Genomic DNA, 26,834 nt, shown 5'->3' with positions numbered 1-26,834 from the left:
ATTGCCATTCACCCTGCCCGTATGCAAATCTAGCACGCGGGCTGTGCATAAGGTTTTCTGGCTTTGGAATCTCCCCCCTAACCTAACAACTCCGTGAAGAATTTTTAAGCTTCCACTTCTCAACCTTCATGGGCAGCTAATTGAACGTGATCGACACCTATAAATTCGAACGACATTGGGCATCCGTCTTCCTATACTTCGTAACCGATTGACGGGCATCAGAATATCTTTAGGGTGAGTATTTCACAAATAGTTTTGTAGTTCGGTAAGCTGTCTTCATGTCAACCACACGTACTATCAGTTGAATAGCTACTGTTGCAGACGAAAACGTTCAAAATGATAGATTCGCGAATCGGTTTGGATATGAACCTCATAAAAAAATGAATAAATGATTTGTTCTTCCATATCCTCCGAAAGACATGACCAGATGTCAATTGCTTGCAGTTGCTCTCTTTTCGGCTTATATCCTTCTAAGGAAAGCAAATTCTGTTCTTTAGGAAGATCAAAATAAACTTTTCCTATTTTTAACTCCCGAATAGGAATGTGAAAATAGTATTCTTCTGTAACAAAGGGTGGAGCAATATACAAACCGTGTTCAAAAAAATGCAGTTGGACAGCTGTGTCTGATATTTTTTTGCCACCATCTTTGTATTGAAGAGCGTATCCATTAAATAACGTGGATTCTACACCCAATTCAGTAAACATACCTCGCCATTCGCGATATCCCATTGGCATTTGCAAATTAAACTCCATAAAACCTGTATTCGGCGTAACCATTCCCTCCGTCATAGATAACATAGGAATCCAGTTCATGTTTTCAACTCCCGTCCGTCTCGGTGTTTGGAAGAGGAACTTTCTTTTAATAAGAGCGATAAAAAATGGGCAACCATGTATCGCGCATAACGTTCTTGTCTTTGCACAATGTATAGTTTTCGATGAATGCGAAACTCACTGACCGGGATTTCTACCAACGTACCGTTCAAACAATCCTCACGAATCACTAGTCTTGACAGAAAAGCAATACCCAGGCCAGCAGTAATCGCAGATTTAATCGCCTGTGTACTGCCAAGTTCCATCATAAAAGATACTCGATCTAAAACTCCTGCTTTATCAAGAGCTTGCTCTGTAATTTGCCGCGTACCGGAACCTTCTTCACGACACAAAAGAGGTTCTTGTAAAACTTCTTGCAAAGTAACTTCTGATTGATGAACAAACGGGTGAAAAGGTGGACAAACTAGAACGAGATCGTCCTCCATCCATTCAGTAATTTGAAAATCGGAAGCAGATTTTACCTGCCCCTCGACAATACCAATATCAATACTGTGATGGATTAAAAGCCTCAACACTTCAGCTGTATTGGCTATACGCATGCGAATTTCGGTAAGAGGATACTGTTTTTTTAATTCACCAAGAAGTTCAGGAAGCACATATTCGCCAATCGACAAGGTTGCTCCTACGCACAATCCCCCGCCTTGACTCCGCAGACGAAATATTTCTTCTTTAGCGCGCATATGACAGCTCAACATATCTCTGCTAAAGGGATACAAGGCATGTCCGAGCGATGTCAGTGTCAATCCAGAAGCACTTCGCTCAAACAACAAGCCTCCATATTCTTCTTCTAACACCTGTAAATGACGACTTGCTGTAGACTGCGTCATATGCAATAAATGCGCTGCACGGGATAAGCTCCCATGCTCAACCACAGCACAAAACACTTCATGACTTTCTATGTGCATCAATCGTCTCTCCCGACCTTAAACCGATTCCCTGCTTTGCTCTCTGTGTTCTTCAATCCTTTCTTTCAGTGCTATTAGACAGTCTTGATGACTTTGAGGGAGCTCTTTTGTAGAAGACAATGTCAATGATTTTTGAACGAAGAGATATAATTGTGAAAGAAGAGCTTCCGATTCGGAGGCTGGCAAAAAAAGAGTGACTTCTTGCTCCGCATGCAGTGGACTTTCTCCATAACGTAATTTTACGCAGTCAGTCCTCCAAGATATAAGTAGCTCCCACACATCCACCTGCTCTTGTGGAGACGTCGGCAATTCGCGGGGAAGCAACAATTCTAACGTATCTTCACCCACAAACAGATAGAGTATCAAACACGGCTGCCTGTCTAATTCGCCAATTCCCCACTGAATTTCTGATACAACCTGTAGAGGACGCGGCAACAGAATCGCCATTTCCGGTAAATGATCCCAGAAGGTCAACAAATCATTGGATTGCCCTAAAGCTTTCGGTATAAACTGCATCATTTTCTCCCCCATCGGCAATCAGTTGAATCGGTTCGATAACTTTGTCAACGATTGTACGCCTGAAAGAAATAGAATTCACCTGGTTTATTTTTAAATAGTTTTTTCAAAATAAAAACCGCTTGCCACATTTGCTCGTATTAGACTGTGATAGACATCATTACACAGAAAGGTGAGGAATTTCTTAATGAAAAAAAATTATTGGAAAGCTGCTGCGCTTGGGGGTTCTATATTTTCTCTAGCAGTATTAAACGTACCCACCGTCTTTGCAGCCAATTCTTCCATGATGGGTGTAGGAAATATCAATCAACTCAATCAAAATTTTGTGGTTTCCTCCACTGTTGACCCAACAAATGGAGACAACAATCCCTACGCAGTTGTCGTAGATAATCGACCAGGTTCAACAACTTATGGAGAAATTTTTGTTTCTAACTTCTCCAACAAAGCAGGTACCAATGGAGCCGGTACAACGATTGAACGGATTGTAGCAGGTAAACCTGTTCCTTTTGTCACAAACGCCAATGGACCTGCTGCTATGGCCTTTTCTCCCAAAGGCCCGCTCTGGATTGCTAACTTTGGACAAAATGGAACAGACGGAAATGTACAAGTGACAAAGCCAAATGGTACATCCTTTGGTCAAGGAGGCTGGATAACCAACCCAGTATTGAAAGGCCCATGGGGACAGGCCTTTGCACCTGCTTATACAACATCGAATGGAAGTACTGTGCCAGCAGCCTTTTTTGCAACCGGTGCTCAAAATGGCACAGTGGTGGCCATGTTTGGATTTTCACCACCTGATTTTCAAACAACGACTCACTTTATCGTCCTCGGCAGTGGTTTGGCGAAAAGCGGTTGGGGTGCCAACAATATTGAAGGCCCTCAGGGAATGGCCTATGATACTATGACTCATACACTTTATGTCACAGATACAGCCGATAATTCTATACGTGCTTTTCAATGGGACGGTACAGCCAGTAAGAATCAAGGGATGGGTAAATTGGTTTATCAAAACGGACTTTTGAATAAACCAGCAGGTCTGACGATTGATCCTGTGAATGGAGATTTGTTAGTGGTGAATCAAGGAAACAACGATTTGATTCAACTGCGTATCCTGCCCAACGGTAAAGCACAGCCTGTGGCAAAAGTGGTGCTTGATAAAACTCCAGTGAACCCTAAAACTGGTGCAGGCTCAGCATTATTTGGCATTGCCGCGAGTAAAGATGCAAGCGGAAATTTGGTAGTCTATTATACGGACGACAACAGCAACACGGTAAACGAATTGGACTATCAACCTTCGCTACAAATCACAGGTAAAATGCAAATGATGATGCAAGTGAATCAGCAAACGGTTGAAACTCCTTATGTTTATCAAACGCAAGCCATGGATATGGGGAAAAGTGAATGGTATGTACCTGTTTATTACTTGCAGCAAGCTCTTCATGCCATGAATTTTTCTTCTACTTGGAACGGATCGACATTGAACATTTCTACTTCGAGTCAGATGTCATCGATGATGTCTAAAGATATTCCCAGTTCATTGGGCGATCCGTTGACAAGCGCTACTTTGATGGTGAATGGTACGTATGCAGGGATTGTTCGCAAAATGGTTGAGAACGATCCGTATACTGGAAAACCTACGACATACGTTTGTCTGTCTGACTTAACATCCGTACTGGAGAATGCGGGAATATCCCTGCAATTGTCCAATGACAGTTTAAACTTGTCAATGAGTCATTAAAATGACAAATCGTTAAGGGGCTTTTCCAACAGTCATTCTAAGTGACTGGAAGGAAAGCCCCTTTATTTTGACTTCACGAGTCTAATCTCACACGCAACAGCTTCATGGACACGTCTCATCTTTAGACATGTGACACTCCTAAAACTTTAGGGCCAACAGGATAGGTTGTATTTGGATTAGGTTCCAAAGTAATCCCAATTCCATCGATTTCATGAAAGGAAATAGGAAACGTTTGAACAAACGTTCCTTTCCCTTCTGCATTGACTGTCATCACACCTGCACTGCTTCGTGTACCATGATGCCAAAACCAGATGTGGTAAACTTGACTGCCTACGGTTGGTTTTAAATGGTTAACAACGACAATGACGCGCAGAGAATTCCCTTTCGGTATGAGAATGACCTCACCTTGTCCCTCCTTATCATACGACGTTGCATGCATGGATAACATCGCAGGAGTATCTTGCATTTGCTGTTGCAACTGTGTAAGTAGTTTGTGTTCATGATTGAGTTGCAGGCCCAAACCTCCGCAAAGAAAGAACAAAACAGCATAACCGAGCCCTATCCAAAAGGGTCGACGCCTTTGATAACCCGGATGAAAAGATTCAAGCCGTGAAAAAGGTTGCCCTTTTGCTTCTCGTTCTTGCTTGTAGTTTTCAACCTCCTCTGTACTCTCTGCTTGAATCGAAGACATCACTCGCTCTTTAAGACTACCGGGGGGTTCTATCAACTCTAGATGGATGGATAAATGGTCAAACAGTTGTTCTATATCTTTCAATTCAGCTTGACAAGCCGTACAAGAGTGAAGATGCTCCTGCATTCGAATGTGTTCTTCAGGAGACAATTGATTCGATAAATAAGCAAGCCAATCCATGGATTCACACGTTTGCCCGCTCATCATCTATGCCTCCTTCCCAACCGCGCATGTACGATCTCAAACGCCGTAAAGTTTTATGCAATCTGGTTTTTACCGTACCAATCGGTAAATGGAGTTGTTGTGAGATTTCATTCAGAGTATATCCTTGAAAGTAAGCTAATTGAATAATGGTTCGTTCTTCAGGACGCAATTCTGACAGCGCATCTTCCATATCTTTACGAAACCAGCTCTTTTCTAATTCATGAGTCGATCCGTTCCTTAACATCTCTCGATTCGTATCCGATTCCAATGAAACGGATTTTTTCTGAACCTGCTGTGACGGGCTTCTCAGTTTGTCATAACAGATATGGCGAGTCATCGTCAGTAACCAAGTAGAAAAGCGACTAAGTTCTGGTTGATAGACAGCCTTGGTTCTCCATAATCTGAGAAAAACATCCTGAGTTATCTCACTGGCTAAATCGGGGTTACCACAGCACCTGAGAGCAAACGTATATACCAATGAACTATATTGATGATATAGTCGTTCAAACGCAGTCTTATCTCCATGTTGAAGCGACTGAAATAATAAAGCATCTTCATTCAAATCCACAGTCCCGTTCACTCCCCGATGGATAGCCCAATGCGTCTATTATACGACACGATTCAGCATTCTTTTCTGCCATCCATCAGCCGGGACGGAAATCACTGTATCCTCTTGAAAACATGCATGAAATGGTTCTATGAATTATACGTTAGAAATACTGTACTGGTTTTCTGCTGAAGATTTTTTCAGAATGATCTCACCTATCAAACAAGGATTTTCATATTAACTCTACGAATTTTTGAATATATCTGAATCAAGAGGAGGGAATGGAATGGAAATACCAGTTTTTTTAGCATCTGACGAACATTATCATCCATCTGACAAATATCGTAATTCGTCTTACATACAAAACATGCAGGAATATTTGCAACTCTACCAAGAATCGATTGAACACCCCGAACAATTTTGGAATCGCATTGCAGATGAATTGCGTTTTTTGGATCGAAAGAGTACGGTATGGAGCGGAAGTATGCCCGATTTTTCCTTTTTTCCTGAAAGTCTTCTCAATGTCTGCGACAACTGTGTCGATCGTCATGCCGAAAATCCTGCATTTCGAAATAAGGTTGCACTTTTTTGGGAAGGAGAACCGGGCGACAAAGATTGTTTGACCTACGCTATGCTGCAGCAACAAGTTTCAAAATTCGCCAATGTCCTTCGCTCTCTAGGACTTCAACCCGGCGATGTTGTAAGCGTATACATGCAAAATTTGTTAGAGACTTATGTTGTCCTTCTCGCCTGTCTGCGTATAGGCGTTGTCTACAATACAGTGTTTGCAGGATTTTCAGCCGAAGCACTGCGCGAACGAATTGTCGCATCGAAGGCAAAATTGGTAATCTGCTCTAATGCCAGTTATCGACGTGGAAAAGTTCTGCCTCTCAAGGACACTGTCGATCTTGCCTTACAAGGAGTGGACAGCGTCGAGCACGTGATTGTTTTTCGCCGTATACAAAACTTAGCTACGCCAATGACCACAGGTCGAGATCTCGATTATGAAGAGTTGATGAAAGGTTCCAGTCCTGACTGCCCTGTCACACCTATGGAAGCCAATGCTCCAGGATTATTAATCTTTACCAGTGGCACAAGCGGCAAACCGAAAGGTATTGTGCACGCAGGTGGCGGTTTCTTGTTGGGAACGTATGCTTACAGCAAATATCAGTTAGACTTGCAACCACAAGATATCTACTGGAATACGGCTGACATTGGCTGGTTAACATCTCACATCTTTGTACTCGTAGGCGGCTTGGCCATGGGCGCAACGACATTGCTTTATGAAGGCGCACTGGATTATCCGTATACTGGTCGACTCTACGAAATGATAGAACGCTATCAGGTCAACAAACTTTTTTCCGCACCTACTGCTTACCGCATGCTGATGAAACACGGTGAAGATCTTGCCAAATCCTATCAGCTTGATCACGTCCAATTGCTTGCTTCCGTAGGCGAACCTCTCAATCCGGAGGCTTGGCATTTTCTGCGGCGCGTATTTGGCCAAGGTCAAGCAGTCATCAACAACACGTGGGGACAGACAGAGACAGGTGGTACGCCTCTTGCTTCGCTACCGGGTGCGGTTGCCATGCGTCCTGGATCCTGCGGTGTACCTTTCTTTGGACACCATCTGGACATTGTTGACCAAAATGGATGCTCCTTGCCGGACAATACTCCTGGTTTTTTGGTCATTCGCAGCATTTTTCCAACATTGGCGCGCGATATTTTTGGCGATCGCCATAGATACTTGCAATCTTACTTTTCACAATTGCCGGGCGCTTATTTCACTGGAGACAGCGCTATCCGTGACTCATTCGGTCACTACTGGGTACTCGGCAGAGTAGATGACGTGATTAATGTGTCAGGCCATCGAATCAGCACCATGGAAATGGAGAGCGCCTTGATTCAACATCCCGCCGTGGTGGAGGCAGCTGTGGTAGGAGAACCTGATTCACTCAAGGGCATGGTGCCTGTTGCCTTTGTGACACTCGACAAAGCCTATTCAGTATCGGAAAACATCGCAGATGAATTGAAAGAAAAGATTGTACAAGACATTGGTGCTTTTGCGCGTCCATCCCAAATATTGTTTGTCGATGTCATGCCAAAAACGAGATCGGGCAAAATTATCCGCCGCATGCTGCGTGAAATTCTCCAAACCGGTGATGTGAAAGGCGATGTTACAGGATTAGAAGACGTCGACGTGCTTGAAACTTTGCTCGAACAGATGCAACGCCCATTGTAAAATTCATCAACATAACAACCGGCATGCCAGCGAAATCGTGCTCAGCATGCCGGTTGGATCAGGTATCTAAACCCAAGATGAAAAATGAGCGGCCACTCTATGCTCAGAGTTACAATAGACAGGTTTAATCAAGCGCAATGGAGACCATTTTGACTTCCAAAAATTCATCCATAGCATGATGTCCGCCTTCTCTTCCCAAACCACTCTCTTTAAAACCGCCAAACGGTGCCTGCGTTTGTGTGAATTCTCCATCATTGACTCCCACCATGCCATACTCCAATTTCTCCGATACACGCAAAGCGCGACTGAGATTGTTAGTATAAACATAAGCCGCCAAACCGTAGTTGGTATGATTCGCACGCTCTATCGCTTCATCTTCTGTCTGAAAGCGAAGAACGGGCAAAACAGGTCCAAACGTCTCTTGCTGGCAGACGAGCATGGTCTCATCCACATCCGTCAAAAGTGTAGGTGCCATAAAATGTCCCTGGCTATAGGCTCCTTCGGTCAAACGGTGACCGCCAACAACCGCTTTGGCTCCTTTGCTCACTGCGTCGTCCACATGCTGCATCACTTTCTCTACCGCAGCAGCATTGACGAGCGGACCAATCTCTACTCCCTTTTCGCGGCCATCTCCAACTTTAGCGGCAAGAATTCGCTCTTTCAGTTTTTCTACAAAAGCATCATGTATACTGTCTTCTACGTACAGGCGATTGGCGCAAATGCACTGCTGTCCAGAGGTGCGATACTTGCTTTCAAAAACCCCATGAACCGCTTGATCGAGATTCGCATCGGCGAAGACCAGCACAGGTGCATGCCCACCTAGTTCAAGACTGACCCGTTTAACAGTGCGCGCTGCGCCAGCCATCAATAATTTGCCCACACGGGTCGATCCGGTAAAGGCAATCTTGCGCACATGCTCACTTGCCAAGAAAGCTTCTCCAATGGCTGCCGGATTGCCAATGACAAGATTAGCCACACCAGCTGGAAAACCGGCTTCTTCCATTAACTCAAACAAGCGAATCGCAGAAAGAGGCGTAGATTCAGCAGGTTTAAGGATTACTGTACAACCAGCAGCAAGCGCTGGAGCCAGTTTCCGCGCCACCATATTGACAGGAAAATTCCAAGGGGTGATAGCGGCGACAACCCCCACTGGTTGACGCAGGACAAAAAGACGTTTGCCTGGAACGGAACTTGGTATGGTTTCTCCATAAACTCGTTTCGCTTCTTCGGCATACCAAAGAAAATTGTCCGCAGCCCCGAGTACTTCCCCTTTAGCCTCACGCAACGGTTTACCCATCTCCGCCGAGATGCGTTCAGCCAAATCATCCCGATTGGCACGCACTAAATCGTGCAATTTAAGCAGATATTTGGCACGTTCTCTAGGTGTCAGACCAGACCACGCAGGAAACGCTGCATGTGCAGCAGCAATGGCCTGATTCGCTTCAACACCGCCACCAAACGCTACCTCACCCACCAATTCTCCGGTTGCTGGATTATGAACTTTCCAAGTGCCAGCGTCTACAGCCGCTACCCATTCACCATTGATATACATTTTGCCAATTTCCAAAGCCAATCGCTCCTTTATTCCGATTCATCATTCACCTTACCCGTCGATTTGCAAAGCCTCAGTCAATGCGATTCCGAGCAAATTCGCATTGCATCAATTCGCTCCAAAATTTTTTCGCGAGGTAAAATAGCTTGTACAACCGAACCGTATCCTACCTGAGCCAATTTGTGCTCTGCGCTAACCTTGCAGATGACTTTACTCTGACTACATTCCGTTACTTCGGCAAGAAGCCGTACACGCGTACCTACCGGAGCTGGCGCCGCATGACGAACTTCCACAGCCGCACCTATTCCTTCTTCATGGGGTTCCAGAAAAGGTAAGATAACTCGTCTTGCCACCCATTCCATATAATAGACAAGAGAAACGGTGGAGAGTGTAGCATGGACACGTTGACCGCCAAACTCAGGACACATGTCCTCCGTCACATCAAATTCAAGCGTTTCTTGATAGCCTACGTAGAGTCCAGACTTCATTTCGCTCCTCCTCTCCCCATGCGTGCGGCGCTTTATTTTCCTTGAAAATGCGGTTTGCGTTTTTCCAGAAATGCCGCAACTCCTTCAGCGTGATCGGTCGTAAGACCTGCCTTTCCCTGCCACTTGGCCTCTGCATCAAGCGCCTCAGCAAGCGGTAAAGAGAGTGCCTGATGCATGGCAGCTTTGGTCATGGCCAGAGCTGCTGTTGGTAAAGTAGCTATCTGATGGGCAAATTGAAAAGATTCCGCAGCAAAATTCTCATGGGTAAAGATACGCGCTACCATTCCCCATTGCTTAGCTTCTGCTGCAGTCAGACGTTCACCGAGAAAGGCGAGTTCCTTGGCTTTATGCAGACCAAATATTCTTGGCAAAAACCAGGTGCCTCCGGAATCCGGCACCAACCCAATTGCAGTAAAGGCTTGAATAAAGACAGCCGACTCTGCAGCCACCAACAAGTCACAAGCGAGAGCTAGATTCGCACCTGCACCTGCTGCAACGCCATTGACAGCAGCAATGACTGGCTTGGGACAAGCAGCAATGCCTTGCACTACCGGGTTGTATCCCTCACGAACGACTTGTTCAAAATTCACGGGCTGATTTCCCTGTACCGCAGCTAAATCTTGACCAGCAGAGAATCCACGTCCAACTCCTGTCAGTAAGACCGCGCGGACATCATCGTGTTCTGCACACTTAGCGATGAGAAGAGCGAGTTGATGCAGCATGTCCATGGTCAGAGCGTTCAATTTCTCAGGCCGGTTTAGCGTGATGGTAGCCACGCCCTGGGATATTTCAAAAAGAACATCCTGGTGTTCAGCCATCCTTCTTCCCCCATTCTCTGAATGAAGCGTGGCGAGACGGACAGACGTTAACGGTCAACGGCCTGTAAAGCGCGGCGCACGTTTCTCGCGAAAAGCTGACATTCCTTCGCGGCTATCTTCGCTGGAAAATAGTTGATAAAACAGGTTGCGTTCCATTTCCATGCCCGCCAGCAAAGGGATATCGAGACCATGCCATACAGCTTCCTTAATGGCTCGAATCGCAAGCGGCGCCCCCTGGGCCAGACGTTTAGCAAAATCTATCGTCTCGTTCAGGCATTCCCCTTCTTGTGCCACACGATCGACAAAACCGAGTTGAAAACCTTCTTCTGCTTTGACAGAATCTCCTGTCCAAAGCAGAGAAAGCGCTTTTCCAGCGCCGATTTTACGGGCTAAGCGTTGTGTTCCGCCTGCACCAGGCATAAGGCCAAGTTTGCATTCCGGAAATCCAAACGTCGCTTTAGGATCGGCAAAAATCATGTCACAGAGCAGCGCCAGCTCAAACCCGCCACCCAAAGCATAGCCACGCACGGCTGCTAAAAGTGGTTTAGGAAACCAAGCCATCCGATCCCAATCGCGAAATTGATTTTTCAATTTCATTTCCATCAAACTGAGGTTTTCCATTTCTGAAATATCAGCGCCTGCAGCCAGTGCACGTTCCCCGCCTGTCAGTACCACAACCCGGACTTCCGGCTGTTCCGACAAGCGATCTAAGCAATCCACAATTTCTTTAATACCCGCAATGGAAAGAGGATTCAGCCCATCTTCGGTGCCGATGGACAGCAGTGCTACGCCATCATGCGGGAAGGATACCTTTGTAAACGATTGCATAGTTTACACCTCGACCGTCTCGCCAATCACCATTTGAACAATTTTCCCGGCAAATCCCATCAGATCTTTGGCTGCCGCTTTTCCCTCTGGAGAGCGCATAGCAGACTGCAACTCAGCTTGACTCTTAAAATACATTTCGGCTAAAAGATAGTATTCACTTGGTTGACCCATTGCGTCACTTTCAATCCGTGTCACCTCAATCTTTTCTAACCCAGGCATTTTCATGGCAAGCGGTGCATGTATGTTTTGATAGTGATCCTCAAAAGCTTTTACATCTTCAGGTTGACGATAAATGGCAATTAATTTGGCCATGGTTTTTCCTCGCTTTCGTGGGCTTGGCCCGGTTTTCAAAATTCATAGCTTGCTAACCTATCACTGCATCATCATTCATAGATAGGTTTATGAGTGACGTTCTTCCACCAATCGTACGGCTTTCCCCTCACTGCGCGGCAATGTACCCGGAGGGCAGATTTTCACTTCGACTTTAATCCCCAGCGTATTGTAAAGCTTCTCTGCCACCTGGCGAGAGAAAGCATCTGAATTGAAGGATGCAGCCGCGGCTAATTCAACACTGGCAGCACTCGAATCAGCCACCTCTACATGAACTTCAAGTTGCTCCAAATGGCCTTGATACACACGACGGATCTGATAATGAGCGGAAAGCTCAGGGCACTGAAGAATCACTCGCTCAATTTCTGATGGATAGACGTTGACTCCGCGTACAACCAACATATCATCGCGCCGTCCAAGCAGCCTCTCCATTCGCCTGTGTGTTCGACCGCACGAACACGGCTCACTCTTCAAACGAGTGATGTCTCCTGTTCGATAGCGAATAATGGCCATCGCTTCCTTGCTCAGAGCGGTCAGTACCAGTTCCCCATATTCACCCTCAGGAACGGGATCGCCCGTATCTGGATGACAAATTTCCGCGTAAAAATGGTCTTCTGCCAAATGCAAACCGTTCTGCTCTTCAAAACATTCTATGGCTACTCCCGGTCCCATCAATTCAGACAAACCATACACATCGCAAGCTGTCAATCCATAGATATCCTCAATCTGCTTACGCATAGACTCGGACCAAGGCTCGGCGCCAAAAATACCATAGCGAATCCCAAGACTCTTGGGTTGTATGGAGTGTTGAAGCATCACATCCGCCAATGTCATGGCATACGACGGTGTACAACAAATTCCCTGTGGACGCAAATCTTGCATCAGCGTCACTTGCCTGACAGTTTGGCCGCTCGAAGCAGGCACAACGGTAGCCCCAAGATGTTCTACACCAGCATGAAAACCAAGACCGCCTGTAAAAAGCCCATAGCCATAAGCCACATGAATGGTGTCCTGCGGCGTCGCTCCAGCTGTTACGAGCGAACGCGCCAAGAGATTGGCAAAAACCTGCAAATCATGAGCCGTGTATCCCACCAGCGTAGGTTTGCCTTTGGTTCCAGAAGAAGCGTGAAAACGAGCGATTTCTTCCCGTTCAGCAGAAAAAAGTCCAAATGGATATTGTTCGCGCATGTCTGATTTTTGCAAAGTGGGTAAGTAGCGAATATCAGCAATGGAACGAATATCTTGTGGGACTAAACCGCGACTCTCCATTTTCCGACGATAAAAGGGCACTTTTTCATAAGCGCGTTGCACTAGCTGACGCAGACGTCGACTTTGCAAATCCGCTAACTCGTCCCGACTCATGCTTTCCACTTGCGGCTCAAACATGGTGACCCACTCCCCAAATAGAAATTTCGTCTTCAGTCAGAGTGTTTTAAAAACTTCAAACGGCTGCTGACAATGGTGACAGTAAGCCACCATTCGGCAAGGAGCTGGTCCAAATCGACTCGTCAATTCTGTCTCCACAGAATCGCAGTAGGGACAAACGGGTTGCGCTAAACTTGGCGGGGCAATGCCATACCGCTTCAGTGCCAGCTTTCCGCGCTCAGTTAAGCGTTCTGACGTCCAAAGGGTGTCATATACAAATTGAACATCAACAGATTCTACGCCATCCAGAGAACGAAGCTCTCTAGCGACGACATCTGCTATCACAGAAAGAGCCGGACATCCGATAAAGGTAGGCAGCAATTCAACTTTCACGCGATTCTCTTCCGTCTCCACACGATGGACGATACCAAGATCGACCAGACTGACGGCTGGCAATTCCGGATCGGCAATATTTTCTAAATGTTTCCACACAGCTTGCGAATGATTGTTACCAAGCGCTGCATCCACATCCGAAGCCTCCTTTCCGGTTGGACTGGTTACCAGGACACTTCTGGAAGCCAACGAGAAACTTCTGTCATGGTACTGAGCAACTCTTGCATATCTTCTGTATGTCGCCCCATGCGACCGCCGGATTGAGGTTCGGGCCATGCTGGACAAACCAACCGCAACGCTTCCAGCCGTTCAGCAACCTCTTTTTTCCATTCATCCCGCAATGAATGAATATCCACACCCAGTAACTCTGGTAAAACGAAGTTTGCCGATCCAAAATCAGCGAGATCGGCTAAAGCAGGGAAACTATGAGCCAAAGCGGTAGTCAGTCGGACGCGCGCTTCACCACCACTGGCTAGACGCTTCATCCAGGCTCGCGCGTGCTCAAGATGGTACTCTTCCTCACAAAGCATCTTCTTTGCACCTACAGCCAACGGTGCAAACGAGCATGATGCGAGCGCTTTCAAACGGATGGCATCCCACTCGTCATAAAGCCATACACGCAACATCGCTTCTGCAAAATCCCCTCGCACTCGTTCCAAAAATACTGCATTGCGCCAGTCTGCTGAAGGGCGTCTAAAGACAAACGCATCCACATCCGTATTTTCGAGTCGAGCAAGCCATTGATAATAAAAGCGCGCATGCCCCAATTCGTCTTGAGCAATCGAAGCAAAGGCGATATCCTCTTCAACACTCGGCGCCAAACCAAGCCACTCTGATGCCCTATGTCCAGCCGCCAATTCATCATCGGCGAGTATCAACAAAACGGTTTGCCAAGCCTCTCTCTGCTCTTTGGGCAATCGTTCAAGAGCGATTTCTGCCGTTGTAGAATCCTTCATGGTGTACGCACATCCTCTATAACTTCTTCAAGTGTCAGCGCTTTCGCTTTAAACGCTTTCCAACGCGCAGCATTATCAGCATAACCGCGAACCTCCCGATAACTGCGGTCAAATTCGCGCTTTAAAAAAGCCCCATCCCCGGAGTCTTTTACGATAAAGGCCGATCGCGGTACAACCCAGAGACTGACTGCCTTGTCACGCCGCAGAAAATTTTCTCTTGCCAGGAGCATGGCCATAGTGTCATCTGGTGCAAGTAAGCTGCCTACGTGTTGATGCGCCTCTTGATGATTGGATTGCACAAACACTTCATAGATTTGTTCGCCAGTAACGGGTGCAGACTCATTGTGTGAAGTGTGGCTCATACTGTATCACTCGCTTTCATAGGCCTAAGAAAAATCTCGTAAGAATAGGCCACTTGCTTTCGGACTGCGGAAAGCTGGGACGGCTTAGCCAATCACTCGTGCCCACGCTTGTTCTTCATGTGCTTGACGGCGCAAAGCCACTCGTTCCGCTGATTTGGGACCGTTGTTCTCGCGAACCATGCGACCAAAATATTCCCAATCGGGCGCCGTGTACGTCCACTCGCCTTTCTTCTCGTCATAGGCTAGTTGATGATCTGGAATGGTCAACCCGATGGCACGAATACGCGGTACGTAACGAGAAAGAAATTTCTGACGTAACTCTTCATTCGTGCGTTCACGAATTTTGTAACGAATCATTTTGCGAACCGGATCGGACACCTCAGTTGGGCCAAAAAAGAAAAGCAGGGACGGCCACCAACGATTGAGCGCCTCCTGGAGCATATTTCTCTGCTCCTTGGTTCCTTCTGCCAATGTGAGAATAATGGACTCTCCATGTTGCATATGAAAACTTTCTTCTGCGCAGATGCGGCGCAATACACGCGTGTACGGCGCATATGAACCGTCAAGAAGAGCCGTTTGTGTAATGATGGCCGCACCATCCACCAACCAGCCAATCACTCCTGCATCCGCCCAAGTGGGGGCTTCCATATGAAAGACATTGTGAAATTTCACTTTGCCCGTAAATACGTCAGTCATCAGTGACTCCCGCGTGCCTCCAATCGGCGCTGCCAAATCTTCAGCAACACGTAAGAGCAACTGACCATGGCCCATTTCATCTTGAACTTTTGCGAGCAATGAGAGTTTACGAGCTAAAGTAGGGGCTTTGGGAACCCACTCTTTTTCCGGATAAGCCCCCATAATTTCACTGATGCCATGCATGTGAATGAGACGCAGCAAAAGCAACCGATATTCCAGGGGCAACCAATCCGTCGACTCTATTTTCTCCCCCGCATCAATGCGAGCAAGAAAATGCTCTATTTTTTGTGCATCATCCGCAACTGATTGGGCTCTATCGAGCGATGTCGACATGCCGATTCACCTCCGTCCAAGTTTATCTTCATGGTTTGCAGCAATTCCATGCAAAATCAATGCAGAGAACTGATGGGCAATTTGCTCTGGACTATGACTGCCGTTGGGACTGTACCATTGATAGACCCAGTTGGCTACGGACAAAATCAATAAGCGGGCAAACCGCGCGCCATCTGCCGAAAATTCCCCTTGACTTATACCCTGTTGAAGAATTTCATCCCACATTGCTTCATAGCTCAGACGTTTTTCCAGTATTTCTTGACGCCGTTCCTTACCCAGTGCATGCCATTCATGGAAAAAAACGCGGGCTGCTTCCAAGCGATGAGCAATGACACCAATATGCGCCGCCAAGCCAAGACGAAGTTTTTCAGCAGCCGACACATCTTTTTCAAGCACTGGAGTCAATGCGTCTATGAAAGCGTTGGCACCTTCATCTGCAATAGCAAAAAGTAAATCTTCTTTTGAATCAATGTGGGCGTATAAACTGCCTGACAGTATGCCCCGCTCTTCTGCTATTTCGCGAATCGTCGTACCGTGATACCCTTTTTCGCTAAAGAGCTTACGGGCAGCAGCCAGAATAGATTCTCTTGCCTTCTCCTTTGTACCGCTTTCACGTAGACTGTCCTTTGCCGATGTTATCGCACCTCAATTCTTCCCAAACAAGCGCTTGCTTGTTTTTATAGTATGCTGAAGCCACCAGTCTGTAAAGTATTTTTTTATCTCAAGTTCAGCAGCCAATGCTCCGGTTCCTCCAGCAGTTGCTTGACACGATTGGTGAACCGAACTGCCGTAGCACCATCCAAAAGTCGATGATCAAATGAGAGTGACACATTCATCATCTTGCGAATGACCATCTCTCCGTCTCTTACCACTACACGCGGTTCCATGCGGTGCAAGGCAAGAATCGCCGCCTCAGGATGACGAATAATAGGAGTTGCATGTTGGCTTCCAATCCCACCCATGTTACTGATGGTAAAAGTGCCACCAGCAGTATCCCCTAATCCCAACTTGCCTGTACGAGCTTTTTCTGTGAGAGACTGAATTTGCTGAGCAATCTCGAGCACACTCAAATTCTCTACACCCTTTACCACAGGTACCAAAAGTCCCGCATCTGTATCGGTTGCAATGCCCAAATTGACATAAGACTTAAGCACAATCTCGTTTTTTTCTTCATCAATGGAACTGTTGATATAGGGGTACTCACGAATAGCCAAAGCAACTGCTTTTGCCATAAAAGCAAGCAATGTTAAACGGATTTCTTGACTTGCAGCCGCTTTTTTCGCTTTTTGCCATATATCCGATATAGCATCCATCTCAATTTCATCGGAATGCGTTACATGTGGAATGGTACGCACAGAGTGAACCATATGCTCAGCAATCTTTTTACGAATACCCGTAAATGGAATTCGATCTTCTCTGGGCACAGAAGTGGCTTGCTGTTGCAAATTAAGTTTAGATTTCTCCTGACCGGTTTGTTCGGACAATTGGCTCGTGTGAAGCACATCTGCTTCCGTAATGCGTCCCTCTTTCCCGGTAGGCACAACGGTCAACAAATCAACTCCCAGTTTGCGCGCCAATTTCCGCACATATGGAGTAGCTCGCACCATCGCCGTTTGGCCTGACATGGGACTGCCATTTACTGTATCTCGTGCCTGAGGAACGTCCCCCAACATTCGGTCAGCTTTCATGGAAGATACAGTTGCCTGCGGGGGAGTTTCTGCCGTTGAAGCTTTGCTTAGAGCGTTATCATCTGCCTTGGAGTGTGTACGAATTTTAACGAGCACTTCGCCCACTGATAAACTGGCTCCTTCTGGCGCCGCTAATTCTACTATCTCTCCGGCTACTGGCGAAGGCAGTTCAGCTGTTACTTTGTCCGTTTCAACCAGTACCAAAGGTTCATCCAAAGCCACTTTTTGCCCCTTTTCAACCAGCCAACGCGCAATAGTAGCTGTATGAACGCCTTCACCAATATCGGCCAGTCGGAATTCATAAATACCCGTCGTCTCGCCATTTTGAATCATTGTAGTGCTCATTCAGCCATCACCACTTCCTTCAGTCCTGCCAAAACGCGTTCTGTTGTTGGTAAATACGCGTCTTCCACAGAAAAAGGAGGCACGGGTACATCAAAACCCGCTACCCGTTTGATCGGCGCCCTTAAACACCAGACCGCCTCATCTGCCAAAAGTGCAGCAATTTCTGCACCCAGTCCAGCTGTTTGATGCGCTTCATGCACAATCACAGCACGACCAGTTTTCTCTACAGAAGAAAGAATGGTCTCCTTGTCAAGCGGCATCAAAGAACGCAAATCAATCACTTCTGCGCTCAATCCTTGCTCCTTCTCCAATTGTTCCGCCGCTCGCAACGCTACAGGTACCATAGCTCCCCAAGCAAACAGCGATACATCTCTACCTTCCGTCAAACGTTCAGCCTTCTCAAGCGATACACGATAGCTGCCTTCTGGAACATCACGTGTCCCTGCTCGGTAAAGCCGAGTTGGCTCAAGGAAAATGACCGGATCGTCCACTTCCATTGCGGATATCAACATGCCTTTAGCATCATAAGGATTGCTTGGCGCAACCACACGCAGACCTGGCGTATGCGCAAATAAACTCTCTAAACTTTCTGAATGTAATTCAGGCCCGCGAATACCAGCGCCATAAGGAGCACGAATGACAAGAGGAGCTGTAAAGCGCCCTCGAGTGCGATAACGCATTCTGGCTGCATGAGCAAAAACTTGTTCTAAACCTGGAAAAATGAAAGCTAAAAACTGAATTTCTGCTACAGGCCGAAATCCGTTTAAGGCCAACCCAATAGAAGAACCAATGATACCCGATTCGGCCAGCGGCGTATCAATGACCCGTTCAGGACCATATTTATCCTGCAGTCCGTCCGTGGCCCGGAAAACTCCGCCGTTGACACCCACATCTTCACCAAGCACTAATACGCGGTTGTCTTCTGCCAATTTGACGTCCAGTGCGTCACGAATAGCTTGAACCATATTCAACATCCGAGTCACGCCAGTCCACCTCCTGCTAACAACTTTTTCTGTTCCTCCAAGTGCGCAGGCATTTTACTATAGACATGGTCAAACATCTCTATGGGCTCAGAGAACGGCTTTGCCACCGCTTCTTCCCAAGCATTCACCAGTTCATTTCCCACTTTGGCAATCCATTGTTCTTCGCGATTGTCATCCCATAGACCCTTGGACGTCAAAAGCAAACGCAGACGTTGCACAGCATCGCGCTCGCGGCGCCATTCTTCGTTCATAGCTGCCTGATCGCGATAGCGAGTTGGATCATCTGCTGTCGTGTGCGCGCCAAACCGCTGCGTGACTGCCTCAATCAGAGTAGGTCCGCCACCATTGCGCGCCTTGTGAATAGCTGTCTGACAAGCGAGATACACTGCAACTGCATCATTTCCATCCACACGAATGCCATCCATACCATACGCGGACGCCCGCTTGGCAATTGTAGGAGACGCAGATTGACGAGCAAAAGGTACACTGATGGCAAAACCGTTGTTCTGGCAAAAGAATACCACTGGCAGATGAAAGACTCCGGCGAAATTAAGCGCCTCGTGAAAATCGCCTTCTGAAGTAGCACCATCACCGAAATAGCAGAAAGAGACCGTATCTTCGTCACGCAATCGAGCTGCCCAAGCTGCTCCCACACCATGCAGTAAATGGGTAGCAATCGGAACGCACGGCGGGAGAATATTCAACTCGTCCGGTACACTAAAACCGTCCATCTGTCCCATCCAGTAGCGATACACCGTCTGCATAGGCAATCCCCGAGTCATGGCTGCAGCGTGATCGCGGTAAGTAGGAAACATCCAATCTTTATTTGCCAGGCATACGGCGCTCGCCACTTGTGCAGCTTCCTGCCCTTCAAAAGGAGCGTAAGTGCCCATCTTCCCTTGGCGTTGCAGAGCGATACACTTGCGATCGAACAGACGAACGCGCAGCATCTGCTGATACATAGCTATCAATTCTTCATCAGAAACCCGAGATAAAAGTTCCTCATTCGCTTGACCATCTGGTTGGACCACACGCAAAGCGGGTAAAGCGGTCAATTCAGCGGCACTCGTAAAACCAGGATGTTGTAAGAGTTCATTTTCTGCCAACACTCACGGACCACTCCTTTCATCATTGTAAAGATAAGTTCTCAAGGTGAACTGATAAACGCTTCATCTAATCATCTTTCAAGACAATTGGAAAGTTCCATCCTGATAGAGAGAATTTATAGATTCCAGAAGAAAATCGTTTTCTTCGGGTGTGCCGATAGTGATACGTAAAGTCTGAGGATCCGCTTCCAATTGTTGACCCGCTCGTATTACGATCCCTTTACTGAGCAACGCCTGGAACCATTTCATACCATCTTCCTGTACTTTGGCCATCACAAAATTCGCTTGCGATGGATATACATCCCAACCTTTGTCAAGCAAAATCCGACTCACCCGCTCCCTCTCTTGGGCGTTCTCCAGTCGACATGCTTGAACAAAAGCTTGATCGTCTAACGCGGCAAAAGCGGCTACCTGTGCGACTCGACTCGTATTGAATGCATCTTTGACTCGCACCAAGGCTCCCGCAATATCCGGGTGCATCAAACCGTAACCTATACGCAATCCAGCAAGACCATATATTTTGGAAAAGGTTCGGAGAATAACTAGATTGGGGTGATTCTGCAATAGACGCGCGCTTTCCAGAACTTCTTCTGTCACATACTCGATATACGCTTCATCGAGTACCAGCATGATGTTCTCAGGAACCGCTTGAATAAATTCCAGAAGCTGATGATGGTCGACCACAGTCCCTGTAGGATTGTTTGGATTGCAGACAAAAACCATTTTCGTTCGTGAGCCCATACACTCCAACATTGCTGCCAAGTTATGAACACCATTTTTGAGAGGCACAGTTCGTACTGTTCCACCTTCAATACGTACGTTGGTCGGATATCGCGGGAACGTAATATCCGCCATGACCACCTCATCTCCAGGCTCAATATAAGCACGAGTAAGGAGTCGAATCAGTTCGTCTGATCCGTTTCCAATGAGTACCTGTTCTTCCGACAGTTGCTCTCGTGCTGCTATTTTTGCGCGCAATTCCGGTCCAAGCGCTTCAGGATAGAGCGAGGCACGCTGCATTTCACGCACCACAGCTTCAGTAGCTCGCGTTGAACAACCCCGCGGATTTTCATTTGAGGCTAATTTGATGATACGTGAGATCCCATAACGTCTAGCCACTTCTTCAATGGGCATTCCCGGAGCATACACACCTAAACCGTGCAGTTGTGGCCGCATGGATACAGGATGCTGAGTTGTCAAATTCATCCCCTCCATCAGGAAACAAGCGCTTGCTTGCTTTCTTTAATGTTAACGCTTTCAAAGCAAACTTCGCAAGTCTCTTCACAAAGATAAAAATATATAAAATATTGAGAATACCAGATGAATTCAGAGACAGAATATGATAGATTAAATAACACCATTCTTTCAGAAAGAATGGCCAGCTGTCCTATACAGCAAGAAAGCTAAACGCACGGTCATCCAAGTAGCGTCTAAGCTTATAAAATTTTAGAAACCATGGGGGTCAACAAATGTCAAAACGCAAGTCACACACAGCATCTTGGTACAAAAGAAAATCCACTTACACATTGGGCGCAGCTGCCATTGGTTTGATGATGACCGTGGCTGGTTGTGGTACGGCAAGTAACACCAATTCGTCAACCGGAAGCTCTTCCAACAGTCAGCCAACACCCGGAGGTACGATTACTTTTGCGGTGGCTCCACAAACCAATCTGGATTGGTTTTTCCCTATTTCTAACGCCGCTGCGGACAGCGTGGCCAACTTCCAGCTTATCTATCAAATGTATAAACCGCTCATTTGGATTGACAACAACTATAACATCAACTGGAATTCATCGATTGCCAGTAAGATAACTTACAACAAAAAAGGTACGGTATATCATGTTTTCTTAAACCCCAAATGGCACTGGTCTAACGGCCAACCTATCACTTCTAAAGATGTTCTCTTCAGTTGGAATGTGATTAAGGCAGCTAGCGCCAATAACGCACCTAACCCATGGCCGTATGTTGGAGTTGGAACTGGCGATATTCCAAACGGAGTAGCCAGTGTTGTTGCCAACAGCCCGTACGAGGTAACTTTCACTTTAGATAAGCCTGCCAACCAGCATTGGTTTATTTACAACGGTTTAATTCAAATCATTCCAATGCCAGCATCTGCATGGAATAAATATCCCAATAATATCACTGAAGAAATTAAGTATTTGGGCGCCAACGCCACCAATCCTATGTTTGATTCCGTGGTAGATGGACCATTTATGATGAAGAACGCTGTGCCAAACCAATCTTGGACACTCGTTCCTAACCCCAAATACGACGGGCACAAGAGTATTATTCATAAGCTGATTTTTGCTTATGAAGCTTCCAATGCCGCTGAGTTTTCGGCACTTGAATCTGGTACTGTCAATGTCGGATACCTAGACCTAAGCCAATACGGTTCGCGCCAAGCTCTTCTTTCAAAAGGCTATACCATTACACCTGAATACAGTTTCGGATACTACAACACACAATTAAATATGTTCCCGGGCGCAAAAACAGCCCCTATTTTTGATCAACTATACATTCGCCAGGCTATTGATATGGGTATTGATCGCAACGCTATTGATCAGTCAGTCTTCCATGGTTACGGGGCACCAGCATACGGTCCAATTCCAACCGTGCCTAAAACACAATTCCTCGACCCGACCCTGACGCACAATCCTTACCCCTACAACCCGGCGGCTGGAAAAAAACTTTTAGAAGAACATGGCTGGCATGAAGTAAACGGTGTAATGACGAAAGGTAATCAAAAGCTAAAATTCACCATGCTTTATGTGAGTGGTACCACATCAGGACAGGACGAAGCCGAACTCATGGTTCAGGGCTGGGCTCAAGAAGGCATTCAAGTCACCCTTAAACCCATGCCTTTCTCCACACTTATTTCGGTCACAAGCAATCCTAAAGATCCGAATTCTTGGCAGATGGCCACGGGTTCAGGCTGGTTCTACAATGGACCTGGTTTCTACCCAACAGGCGGTCAACTTTATGCAACCAATGCACCATCCGGGTTTGGTTACAGCAATCCAGAAGAAGATGCTTTAATCGCGGCTACCCATCAACCATATAGTACAGACGCTCAAAACATGAAAGCTTTCTTTGCTTATGAAGAGTTCACGGCCAAACAATTGCCTATTATTTGGAATAACAATGTGGCTACATTAGTAGTTTCTGCGTCCAATGTTCACAATGTGCAACAATATTACAATGGCGCAACTGATTTCCCACAAATGCAATATTGGTGGGTATCGGGTCAAAGCAACAGCAGCAATTAATGTGTCTCATTTCTATCTATTTGGTGAATTTGTCATACAAATTCAAAAAAATATTTTGCGAATCATGATGAAATATACGTGATTTTGTGATAGTTTCATATACGGCATGAAAATCAGTCTACGCCTCCAATTAGGAGGCGTGCTGTTTTGCCGGGCTGCTTGAGAATTACAGCGGCTATTCAAGGGAATCATGATTTACGACACCATAAAAAGGGGCGATATGTGTGAAGAGAAAGCTAATGGCTGTTCGCAAAAGCCGTCGAGCCATGCTCGCGGTTGGCGCACTTTCTACAGGTTTACTGCTGGCTGTCTCAGGTTGTGGAACATCCCCAACCAACAGCAGTCAGGGTGCAGGTTCGAGTTCCAACCTTACACCTCAAAAAGGTGGAACCATAACGTACGCATTGCCTGCTCAAACCAACTTAAACTGGTTTTTGCCTATCACCAATGCGGCAAACGACAGTGTTTACAACACTCAGCTAGTCGATCAATTATATAAACCGATGCTCTGGATCAACAACGACTATACAATCAATTGGAATTCTTCAATTGCACAAAAAATTGTAGCGAATAGTCAGGGTACCGTTTATCACGTGTATCTAAATCCTAAATGGAAATGGTCTGACGGCCAACCTGTCACTTCCAAAGACGTTTTGTTTACTTGGAATGTGATTAAAGCGGCAAGTGCAAGTAACGCACCAAGTCCTTGGCCTTTTGTAGGTGCAGGTACGGGTGATATTCCAAATGGTGTAAAGAGCGTTGTAGCGAATGGACCTTACGAAGTCACGTTTACTTTGAAAAAACCGGCCAACCAGCAATGGTTTGAATATAATGGCATTATTCAAATTACACCTATGCCGGCGCATGCCTGGGATAAATATCCTAACAATATGACCCAAGAGATTAAATACTTGGGAAGCAACGCAACGAACTTAATGTTTGATACTGTTGTCGATGGACCCTTTGAACCCGTCAGCGCTACTCCAAACCAAGAATGGGTCATTAAGCCCAACCCAAACTATCCTGGTCATAAGAGCTTGGTAGATAAGATTATCTTCCAGTACGAAGCTTCTAATACTGCCGAGTTTGCCGCTTTACAATCTGGCAACATCAATGTAGGCTATATTGACCCGACTCAATTGGGCGAAAAAGGCGCTTTAACTTCTAAAGGTTACACCATTACGCCAGAATATCCGTTTGGTATTTTCTGGACAGAAATGAACATGTATCCTGGCGCAAAAAATGCACCTATCTTTGACAAATTATACGTGCGTCAAGCTTTGCAGATGGCCATTGACAATGAAAGTGCGGCCAAGGATATCTACAAAGGATACGCTCAACCGCTCTTTGGTCCAATTCCGCCTGTTCCACAGACGAAATTCCTTGATCCTAACTTGCAAAATCCGTATCCATACAACCCAACGAAAGCTAAGCAATTGCTTGAGCAACACGGTTGGAAAGAAGTTAATGGTGTTATGACCAAAAATGGCCAACAGATGAAGTTTACCATGATTTACGCTAGTGGTAGTACTTCTACTGAAGACCAGGCTGAGTTGATGAAAGAAGACTGGGCTCAAATTGGTGTAGATGTCACATTGAAACCTATGCCATTCTCCACCTTCTTGACCGTTACTGCAAACAGCAAAAACCCAACAGGATGGGATTTGGCATTTGGTACGGGTTGGGACTATAACGGCCCTGGTTTCTATCCAACTGGCGGTCAGCTGTTCAAGACGGGTGCACCTTCTGGAACAGGATTTAGCGATCCGCAAGAAGACAAGTTAATTTCCGAAACTCATCAACCATATCCTACGGAACAACAGACCATGCAGAATTTCTTCCAATATGAAGACTACACAGCGCATGTGTTACCGTTCCTTTGGAACTTGAATATTGCTTCTTTAGTGGTAACTTCATCCAACGTCCATAACGTTCTGCAGTATTTGGACGCTGCAACAGCTTTCCCACAAATGCAATACTGGTGGGTTTCCAATAGCTCCAATCAGAGCTAAGGCTACCTAACCGAAATATTTTCTCAGTATCGTCAAAACCTCCCGGTATTCTGCTCAATGACAGAAAATCGGGAGGTTTTCATTCATATTGAGCGTTTAGTTTTAAGAAACTGGACATATCTTGTTTGAAATTTAGAACTTGGTTTTTCTCTCAGCGGCAGCATCTACAAGTAATCGGAAGAGGCCTAAAAAGACAGGATAATCACGCCACAAGTTTTCTGGATGCCACTGCACAGCAAACATCAGCGTTTCCTGATTGTCTGATTCCATGGCTTCCACCAATCCTTCCGGATCAAACGCAACAGCTTGAAATCCTGGGGCTAGTTTTCGAACTGCTTGATGGTGAAAAGAGTTGACACGCAATTCGGATACCTGACCGAGAGCTGAACGAATTTGAGACCCATCTTTCAAATTAACTTGATGAGATAGAAAGTTCCGTGGAGCTCGTTGTGCGTGCTGAATATTTCCTTCCCATTCAAGACGCAAATCTTGATATAGCGTTCCTCCAAGTACAGCGTTTAACATTTGCATACCCCGACATATTCCAAAAATAGGCTTGCCTTTTTGATGCATCGCTTGAATCAAGGTCATTTCTAATCTATCGCGATCGGGGGACAAGTCACCTAGCTCATGTCTCGGTTCTTCTTGATAGACTTCAGGTGCTACATCCTCTCCGCCTGTCAGTAAAAGTCCATCTGACAACTCGACCAATTCTTTTACATGATCCATATCTTCTAAATAAGGAACCAAAAGTGGTAATCCACCTGCTCGTTCTACACCTCGAGCATAATCATCTGTGACTGAGGCAGCCTGAAGTGGCATACCTGGAACGCGCGATGGCTTAGTCTCCCTCATACCTGTTAAAAGAATAAACGGCTTGGCCATTGATAGTCTCTCCTTCACAAATCATTCATCAACTGTTTTGTAAATCAAAATGCAAATGATAAATATGACTGCCCTTATCACACTACACCGAAAAGAGCCGCAATGTCGAGAGGCGCTGTAACGCTTCTTCTCCATTTGCGGCCCGATCGGGTACACAGGATTTTATGGCTGGCTTCCCCGTGTTTATCTTTCTATGCATAGCTTATTTGATGTTGTCAGCCAGGAAGTCCAGTATTCTCATCTACTGAAGCCATATACTCTTCATAGTGACTCGCTTTTTCTTGACGCATATACCAATCGGCAGATTTCACGCCAATCCAGAAGATGATAAAGCTCATGATAGCAACAACAATCGAATCCCAAGGAGCAGGAATCCAATGTTTTCCGCCAAATGTGCCAAGATTGCATATTCCGGAATCTCTTGGACAGGGATTCCGTTAAGTCTTGGACGTTAATTCCGAAAACTCTCGGCCCTCTATTCCAATAACTCTTGGACACCAATTCCGAAAAGTCTTGGACAGATAATATCCTCGTTCAAGGCCTTCCCACTTCGCTCCTCCAAATCGTCTGTGTGGGCTACCAAGTCAAGCAGGGAACTTACCCCTTTTGTCGGATTTTGTTGTATCCGCGAAAGGAGGCACTGTCTTGGCTGAATGGAGGTTGCCCATGCCAAAGCTCAAGGAAATCTTACGTCTGTACCATGAAGGAGGAATGAGTCGTCGAGCTATCGCCGCCAGTCTAGATATCTCACGTA

At 46.2% G+C, this 26,834-nt stretch carries 26 protein-coding genes; 4 read left to right on the top strand and 22 right to left on the bottom strand.

The window, feature by feature from the left end; genetic code table 11:
- Positions 1–309: 309 nt before the first annotated feature.
- The 3 genes from BUA75_RS01370 to BUA75_RS01360 are packed head-to-tail and all read right to left on the bottom strand — an operon-like array spanning position 310 to position 2,252.
- Positions 310–813 carry a hypothetical protein gene (locus BUA75_RS01370; protein ID WP_072872794.1) on the bottom strand — a complete coding sequence of 168 codons (504 nt, stop codon included), beginning with the start codon at positions 811–813 and terminating at the stop codon, positions 310–312.
- Positions 810–1,736, bottom strand: coding sequence for a LysR family transcriptional regulator (locus BUA75_RS01365; protein WP_072872793.1), 927 nt, complete (start codon positions 1,734–1,736; stop codon positions 810–812). Before BUA75_RS01365 ends, BUA75_RS01370 begins: the two co-directional genes overlap by 4 nt.
- A gap of 18 nt (positions 1,737–1,754) precedes the next feature.
- Positions 1,755–2,252 (bottom strand): hypothetical protein, encoded by a 498-nt coding sequence (locus tag BUA75_RS01360; protein ID WP_072872792.1) that lies wholly within the window; start codon positions 2,250–2,252, stop codon positions 1,755–1,757.
- Between the two features lie 187 nt (positions 2,253–2,439).
- Between BUA75_RS01360 and BUA75_RS01355 the strand changes: the two genes are divergently transcribed.
- The gene (locus BUA75_RS01355) at positions 2,440–3,990 is read left to right on the top strand and encodes an NHL repeat-containing protein (RefSeq protein ID WP_072872791.1); all 1,551 of its coding nucleotides are present in this window, start codon (positions 2,440–2,442) and stop codon (positions 3,988–3,990) included.
- Between the two features lie 121 nt (positions 3,991–4,111).
- On the opposite strand, the gene BUA75_RS01350 is transcribed toward BUA75_RS01355, so the two are convergent.
- Both BUA75_RS01350 and BUA75_RS01345 read right to left on the bottom strand, forming a co-directional pair.
- Complete coding sequence (locus BUA75_RS01350) at positions 4,112–4,885, bottom strand: anti-sigma factor (RefSeq protein WP_072872790.1); 774 nt, start codon at positions 4,883–4,885, stop codon at positions 4,112–4,114.
- Entirely contained in the window at positions 4,866–5,453 is a 588-nt protein-coding gene (locus tag BUA75_RS01345; RefSeq protein ID WP_072872789.1) for an RNA polymerase sigma factor, read from the bottom strand. The genes BUA75_RS01350 and BUA75_RS01345 overlap by 20 nt, the downstream gene beginning before the upstream one ends.
- 265 nt (positions 5,454–5,718) lie before the next feature.
- Between BUA75_RS01345 and acs the strand changes: the two genes are divergently transcribed.
- Positions 5,719–7,674 carry an acetate--CoA ligase gene (gene acs / locus BUA75_RS01340; RefSeq protein ID WP_072872788.1) on the top strand — a complete coding sequence of 652 codons (1,956 nt, stop codon included), beginning with the start codon at positions 5,719–5,721 and terminating at the stop codon, positions 7,672–7,674.
- 124 nt (positions 7,675–7,798) lie between these two features.
- On the opposite strand, the gene BUA75_RS01335 is transcribed toward acs, so the two are convergent.
- The 15 genes from BUA75_RS01335 to hisC form a co-directional block, all read right to left on the bottom strand.
- Positions 7,799–9,226, bottom strand: a complete 1,428-nt coding sequence (locus tag BUA75_RS01335; RefSeq protein ID WP_072872907.1) for an NAD-dependent succinate-semialdehyde dehydrogenase — start codon at positions 9,224–9,226, stop codon at positions 7,799–7,801.
- A 77-nt stretch (positions 9,227–9,303) separates the two neighbouring features.
- Positions 9,304–9,714 carry a thioesterase family protein gene (locus BUA75_RS01330; protein ID WP_072872787.1) on the bottom strand — a complete coding sequence of 137 codons (411 nt, stop codon included), beginning with the start codon at positions 9,712–9,714 and terminating at the stop codon, positions 9,304–9,306.
- Between the two features lie 32 nt (positions 9,715–9,746).
- The gene (locus BUA75_RS01325; protein ID WP_072872786.1) at positions 9,747–10,532 is read right to left on the bottom strand and encodes an enoyl-CoA hydratase-related protein; all 786 of its coding nucleotides are present in this window, start codon (positions 10,530–10,532) and stop codon (positions 9,747–9,749) included.
- A gap of 54 nt (positions 10,533–10,586) precedes the next feature.
- Positions 10,587–11,360 (bottom strand): enoyl-CoA hydratase-related protein, encoded by a 774-nt coding sequence (locus BUA75_RS01320; protein ID WP_072872785.1) that lies wholly within the window; start codon positions 11,358–11,360, stop codon positions 10,587–10,589.
- A gap of 3 nt (positions 11,361–11,363) precedes the next feature.
- Entirely contained in the window at positions 11,364–11,672 is a 309-nt protein-coding gene (locus BUA75_RS01315; RefSeq protein ID WP_072872784.1) for an EthD family reductase, read from the bottom strand.
- Positions 11,673–11,759: 87 nt separating this feature from the next.
- On the bottom strand, positions 11,760–13,076 hold the full coding sequence (locus BUA75_RS01310) for a phenylacetate--CoA ligase family protein (RefSeq protein ID WP_072872783.1): 1,317 nt from the start codon (positions 13,074–13,076) through the stop codon (positions 11,760–11,762).
- A gap of 36 nt (positions 13,077–13,112) precedes the next feature.
- Complete coding sequence (paaD, locus tag BUA75_RS01305) at positions 13,113–13,583, bottom strand: 1,2-phenylacetyl-CoA epoxidase subunit PaaD (RefSeq protein ID WP_072872782.1); 471 nt, start codon at positions 13,581–13,583, stop codon at positions 13,113–13,115.
- A 29-nt stretch (positions 13,584–13,612) separates the two neighbouring features.
- On the bottom strand, positions 13,613–14,404 hold the full coding sequence (gene paaC, locus BUA75_RS01300; protein WP_072872781.1) for a 1,2-phenylacetyl-CoA epoxidase subunit PaaC: 792 nt from the start codon (positions 14,402–14,404) through the stop codon (positions 13,613–13,615).
- A complete protein-coding gene (locus BUA75_RS01295; protein WP_072872780.1) occupies positions 14,401–14,766 on the bottom strand; it encodes a hypothetical protein in 366 nt (121 codons plus the stop codon). Before BUA75_RS01295 ends, paaC begins: the two co-directional genes overlap by 4 nt.
- An 84-nt stretch (positions 14,767–14,850) precedes the next feature.
- The gene (gene paaA / locus BUA75_RS01290) at positions 14,851–15,795 is read right to left on the bottom strand and encodes a 1,2-phenylacetyl-CoA epoxidase subunit PaaA (protein ID WP_072872779.1); all 945 of its coding nucleotides are present in this window, start codon (positions 15,793–15,795) and stop codon (positions 14,851–14,853) included.
- A 6-nt stretch (positions 15,796–15,801) separates the two neighbouring features.
- Positions 15,802–16,371 carry a TetR/AcrR family transcriptional regulator gene (locus BUA75_RS16230; RefSeq protein WP_278247825.1) on the bottom strand — a complete coding sequence of 190 codons (570 nt, stop codon included), beginning with the start codon at positions 16,369–16,371 and terminating at the stop codon, positions 15,802–15,804.
- A gap of 140 nt (positions 16,372–16,511) precedes the next feature.
- Positions 16,512–17,828 (bottom strand): dihydrolipoamide acetyltransferase family protein, encoded by a 1,317-nt coding sequence (locus tag BUA75_RS01280; protein WP_242650223.1) that lies wholly within the window; start codon positions 17,826–17,828, stop codon positions 16,512–16,514.
- Positions 17,825–18,811 carry an alpha-ketoacid dehydrogenase subunit beta gene (locus BUA75_RS01275; RefSeq protein ID WP_072872777.1) on the bottom strand — a complete coding sequence of 329 codons (987 nt, stop codon included), beginning with the start codon at positions 18,809–18,811 and terminating at the stop codon, positions 17,825–17,827. The genes BUA75_RS01280 and BUA75_RS01275 overlap by 4 nt, the downstream gene beginning before the upstream one ends.
- Entirely contained in the window at positions 18,808–19,848 is a 1,041-nt protein-coding gene (pdhA, locus tag BUA75_RS01270) for a pyruvate dehydrogenase (acetyl-transferring) E1 component subunit alpha (RefSeq protein ID WP_423219862.1), read from the bottom strand. Before pdhA ends, BUA75_RS01275 begins: the two co-directional genes overlap by 4 nt.
- A 147-nt stretch (positions 19,849–19,995) precedes the next feature.
- Positions 19,996–21,123, bottom strand: a complete 1,128-nt coding sequence (hisC, locus tag BUA75_RS01265; RefSeq protein WP_072872776.1) for a histidinol-phosphate transaminase — start codon at positions 21,121–21,123, stop codon at positions 19,996–19,998.
- A 263-nt stretch (positions 21,124–21,386) separates the two neighbouring features.
- Here hisC and BUA75_RS01260 point away from each other — a divergent pair, with 263 nt between their 5' ends.
- Entirely contained in the window at positions 21,387–23,183 is a 1,797-nt protein-coding gene (locus BUA75_RS01260) for a peptide ABC transporter substrate-binding protein (RefSeq protein WP_072872775.1), read from the top strand.
- Between the two features lie 239 nt (positions 23,184–23,422).
- Positions 23,423–25,195 carry a peptide ABC transporter substrate-binding protein gene (locus BUA75_RS01255; protein ID WP_072872774.1) on the top strand — a complete coding sequence of 591 codons (1,773 nt, stop codon included), beginning with the start codon at positions 23,423–23,425 and terminating at the stop codon, positions 25,193–25,195.
- A 132-nt stretch (positions 25,196–25,327) separates the two neighbouring features.
- Here BUA75_RS01255 and BUA75_RS01250 read toward each other — a convergent pair whose 3' ends face one another.
- Both BUA75_RS01250 and BUA75_RS16345 read right to left on the bottom strand, forming a co-directional pair.
- The gene (locus BUA75_RS01250) at positions 25,328–26,080 is read right to left on the bottom strand and encodes a gamma-glutamyl-gamma-aminobutyrate hydrolase family protein (protein ID WP_072872773.1); all 753 of its coding nucleotides are present in this window, start codon (positions 26,078–26,080) and stop codon (positions 25,328–25,330) included.
- Positions 26,081–26,295: 215 nt separating this feature from the next.
- A complete protein-coding gene (locus BUA75_RS16345) occupies positions 26,296–26,418 on the bottom strand; it encodes a hypothetical protein (protein WP_278247821.1) in 123 nt (40 codons plus the stop codon).
- Between the last annotated feature and the right edge of the window lie 416 nt (positions 26,419–26,834).

It is taken from the genome of Alicyclobacillus tolerans, from assembly GCF_900142255.1.
Lineage (GTDB): Bacteria > Bacillota > Bacilli > Alicyclobacillales > Alicyclobacillaceae > Alicyclobacillus_I > Alicyclobacillus_I tolerans.
The sequence above is the reverse complement of the archived record's forward strand: the minus strand, read 5'-3'. Positions and strand labels throughout refer to the sequence as shown.

Coding starts and splice junctions, on each gene's coding strand:
- BUA75_RS01350 (WP_072872790.1), bottom strand. CDS start 4,885: ATGAGCGGGCAAACGTGTGAATCCATGGATTGGCTTGCTTATTTATCG.
- BUA75_RS01280 (WP_242650223.1), bottom strand. CDS start 17,828: ATGAGCACTACAATGATTCAAAATGGCGAGACGACGGGTATTTATGAA.
- acs (WP_072872788.1), top strand. CDS start 5,719: ATGGAAATACCAGTTTTTTTAGCATCTGACGAACATTATCATCCATCT.
- BUA75_RS01335 (WP_072872907.1), bottom strand. CDS start 9,226: ATGTATATCAATGGTGAATGGGTAGCGGCTGTAGACGCTGGCACTTGG.
- BUA75_RS01330 (WP_072872787.1), bottom strand. CDS start 9,714: ATGAAGTCTGGACTCTACGTAGGCTATCAAGAAACGCTTGAATTTGAT.
- BUA75_RS01320 (WP_072872785.1), bottom strand. CDS start 11,360: ATGCAATCGTTTACAAAGGTATCCTTCCCGCATGATGGCGTAGCACTG.
- BUA75_RS16345 (WP_278247821.1), bottom strand. CDS start 26,418: ATGAGCTTTATCATCTTCTGGATTGGCGTGAAATCTGCCGATTGGTAT.
- BUA75_RS01325 (WP_072872786.1), bottom strand. CDS start 10,532: ATGGCTGAACACCAGGATGTTCTTTTTGAAATATCCCAGGGCGTGGCT.
- BUA75_RS01295 (WP_072872780.1), bottom strand. CDS start 14,766: ATGAGCCACACTTCACACAATGAGTCTGCACCCGTTACTGGCGAACAA.
- BUA75_RS01250 (WP_072872773.1), bottom strand. CDS start 26,080: ATGGCCAAGCCGTTTATTCTTTTAACAGGTATGAGGGAGACTAAGCCA.
- paaC (WP_072872781.1), bottom strand. CDS start 14,404: ATGAAGGATTCTACAACGGCAGAAATCGCTCTTGAACGATTGCCCAAA.
- BUA75_RS01360 (WP_072872792.1), bottom strand. CDS start 2,252: ATGCAGTTTATACCGAAAGCTTTAGGGCAATCCAATGATTTGTTGACC.
- BUA75_RS01260 (WP_072872775.1), top strand. CDS start 21,387: ATGTCAAAACGCAAGTCACACACAGCATCTTGGTACAAAAGAAAATCC.
- hisC (WP_072872776.1), bottom strand. CDS start 21,123: ATGAATTTGACAACTCAGCATCCTGTATCCATGCGGCCACAACTGCAC.
- BUA75_RS01315 (WP_072872784.1), bottom strand. CDS start 11,672: ATGGCCAAATTAATTGCCATTTATCGTCAACCTGAAGATGTAAAAGCT.
- BUA75_RS01355 (WP_072872791.1), top strand. CDS start 2,440: ATGAAAAAAAATTATTGGAAAGCTGCTGCGCTTGGGGGTTCTATATTT.
- BUA75_RS01255 (WP_072872774.1), top strand. CDS start 23,423: ATGGCTGTTCGCAAAAGCCGTCGAGCCATGCTCGCGGTTGGCGCACTT.
- BUA75_RS01370 (WP_072872794.1), bottom strand. CDS start 813: ATGAACTGGATTCCTATGTTATCTATGACGGAGGGAATGGTTACGCCG.
- paaA (WP_072872779.1), bottom strand. CDS start 15,795: ATGTCGACATCGCTCGATAGAGCCCAATCAGTTGCGGATGATGCACAA.
- BUA75_RS01310 (WP_072872783.1), bottom strand. CDS start 13,076: ATGTTTGAGCCGCAAGTGGAAAGCATGAGTCGGGACGAGTTAGCGGAT.
- BUA75_RS01365 (WP_072872793.1), bottom strand. CDS start 1,736: ATGCACATAGAAAGTCATGAAGTGTTTTGTGCTGTGGTTGAGCATGGG.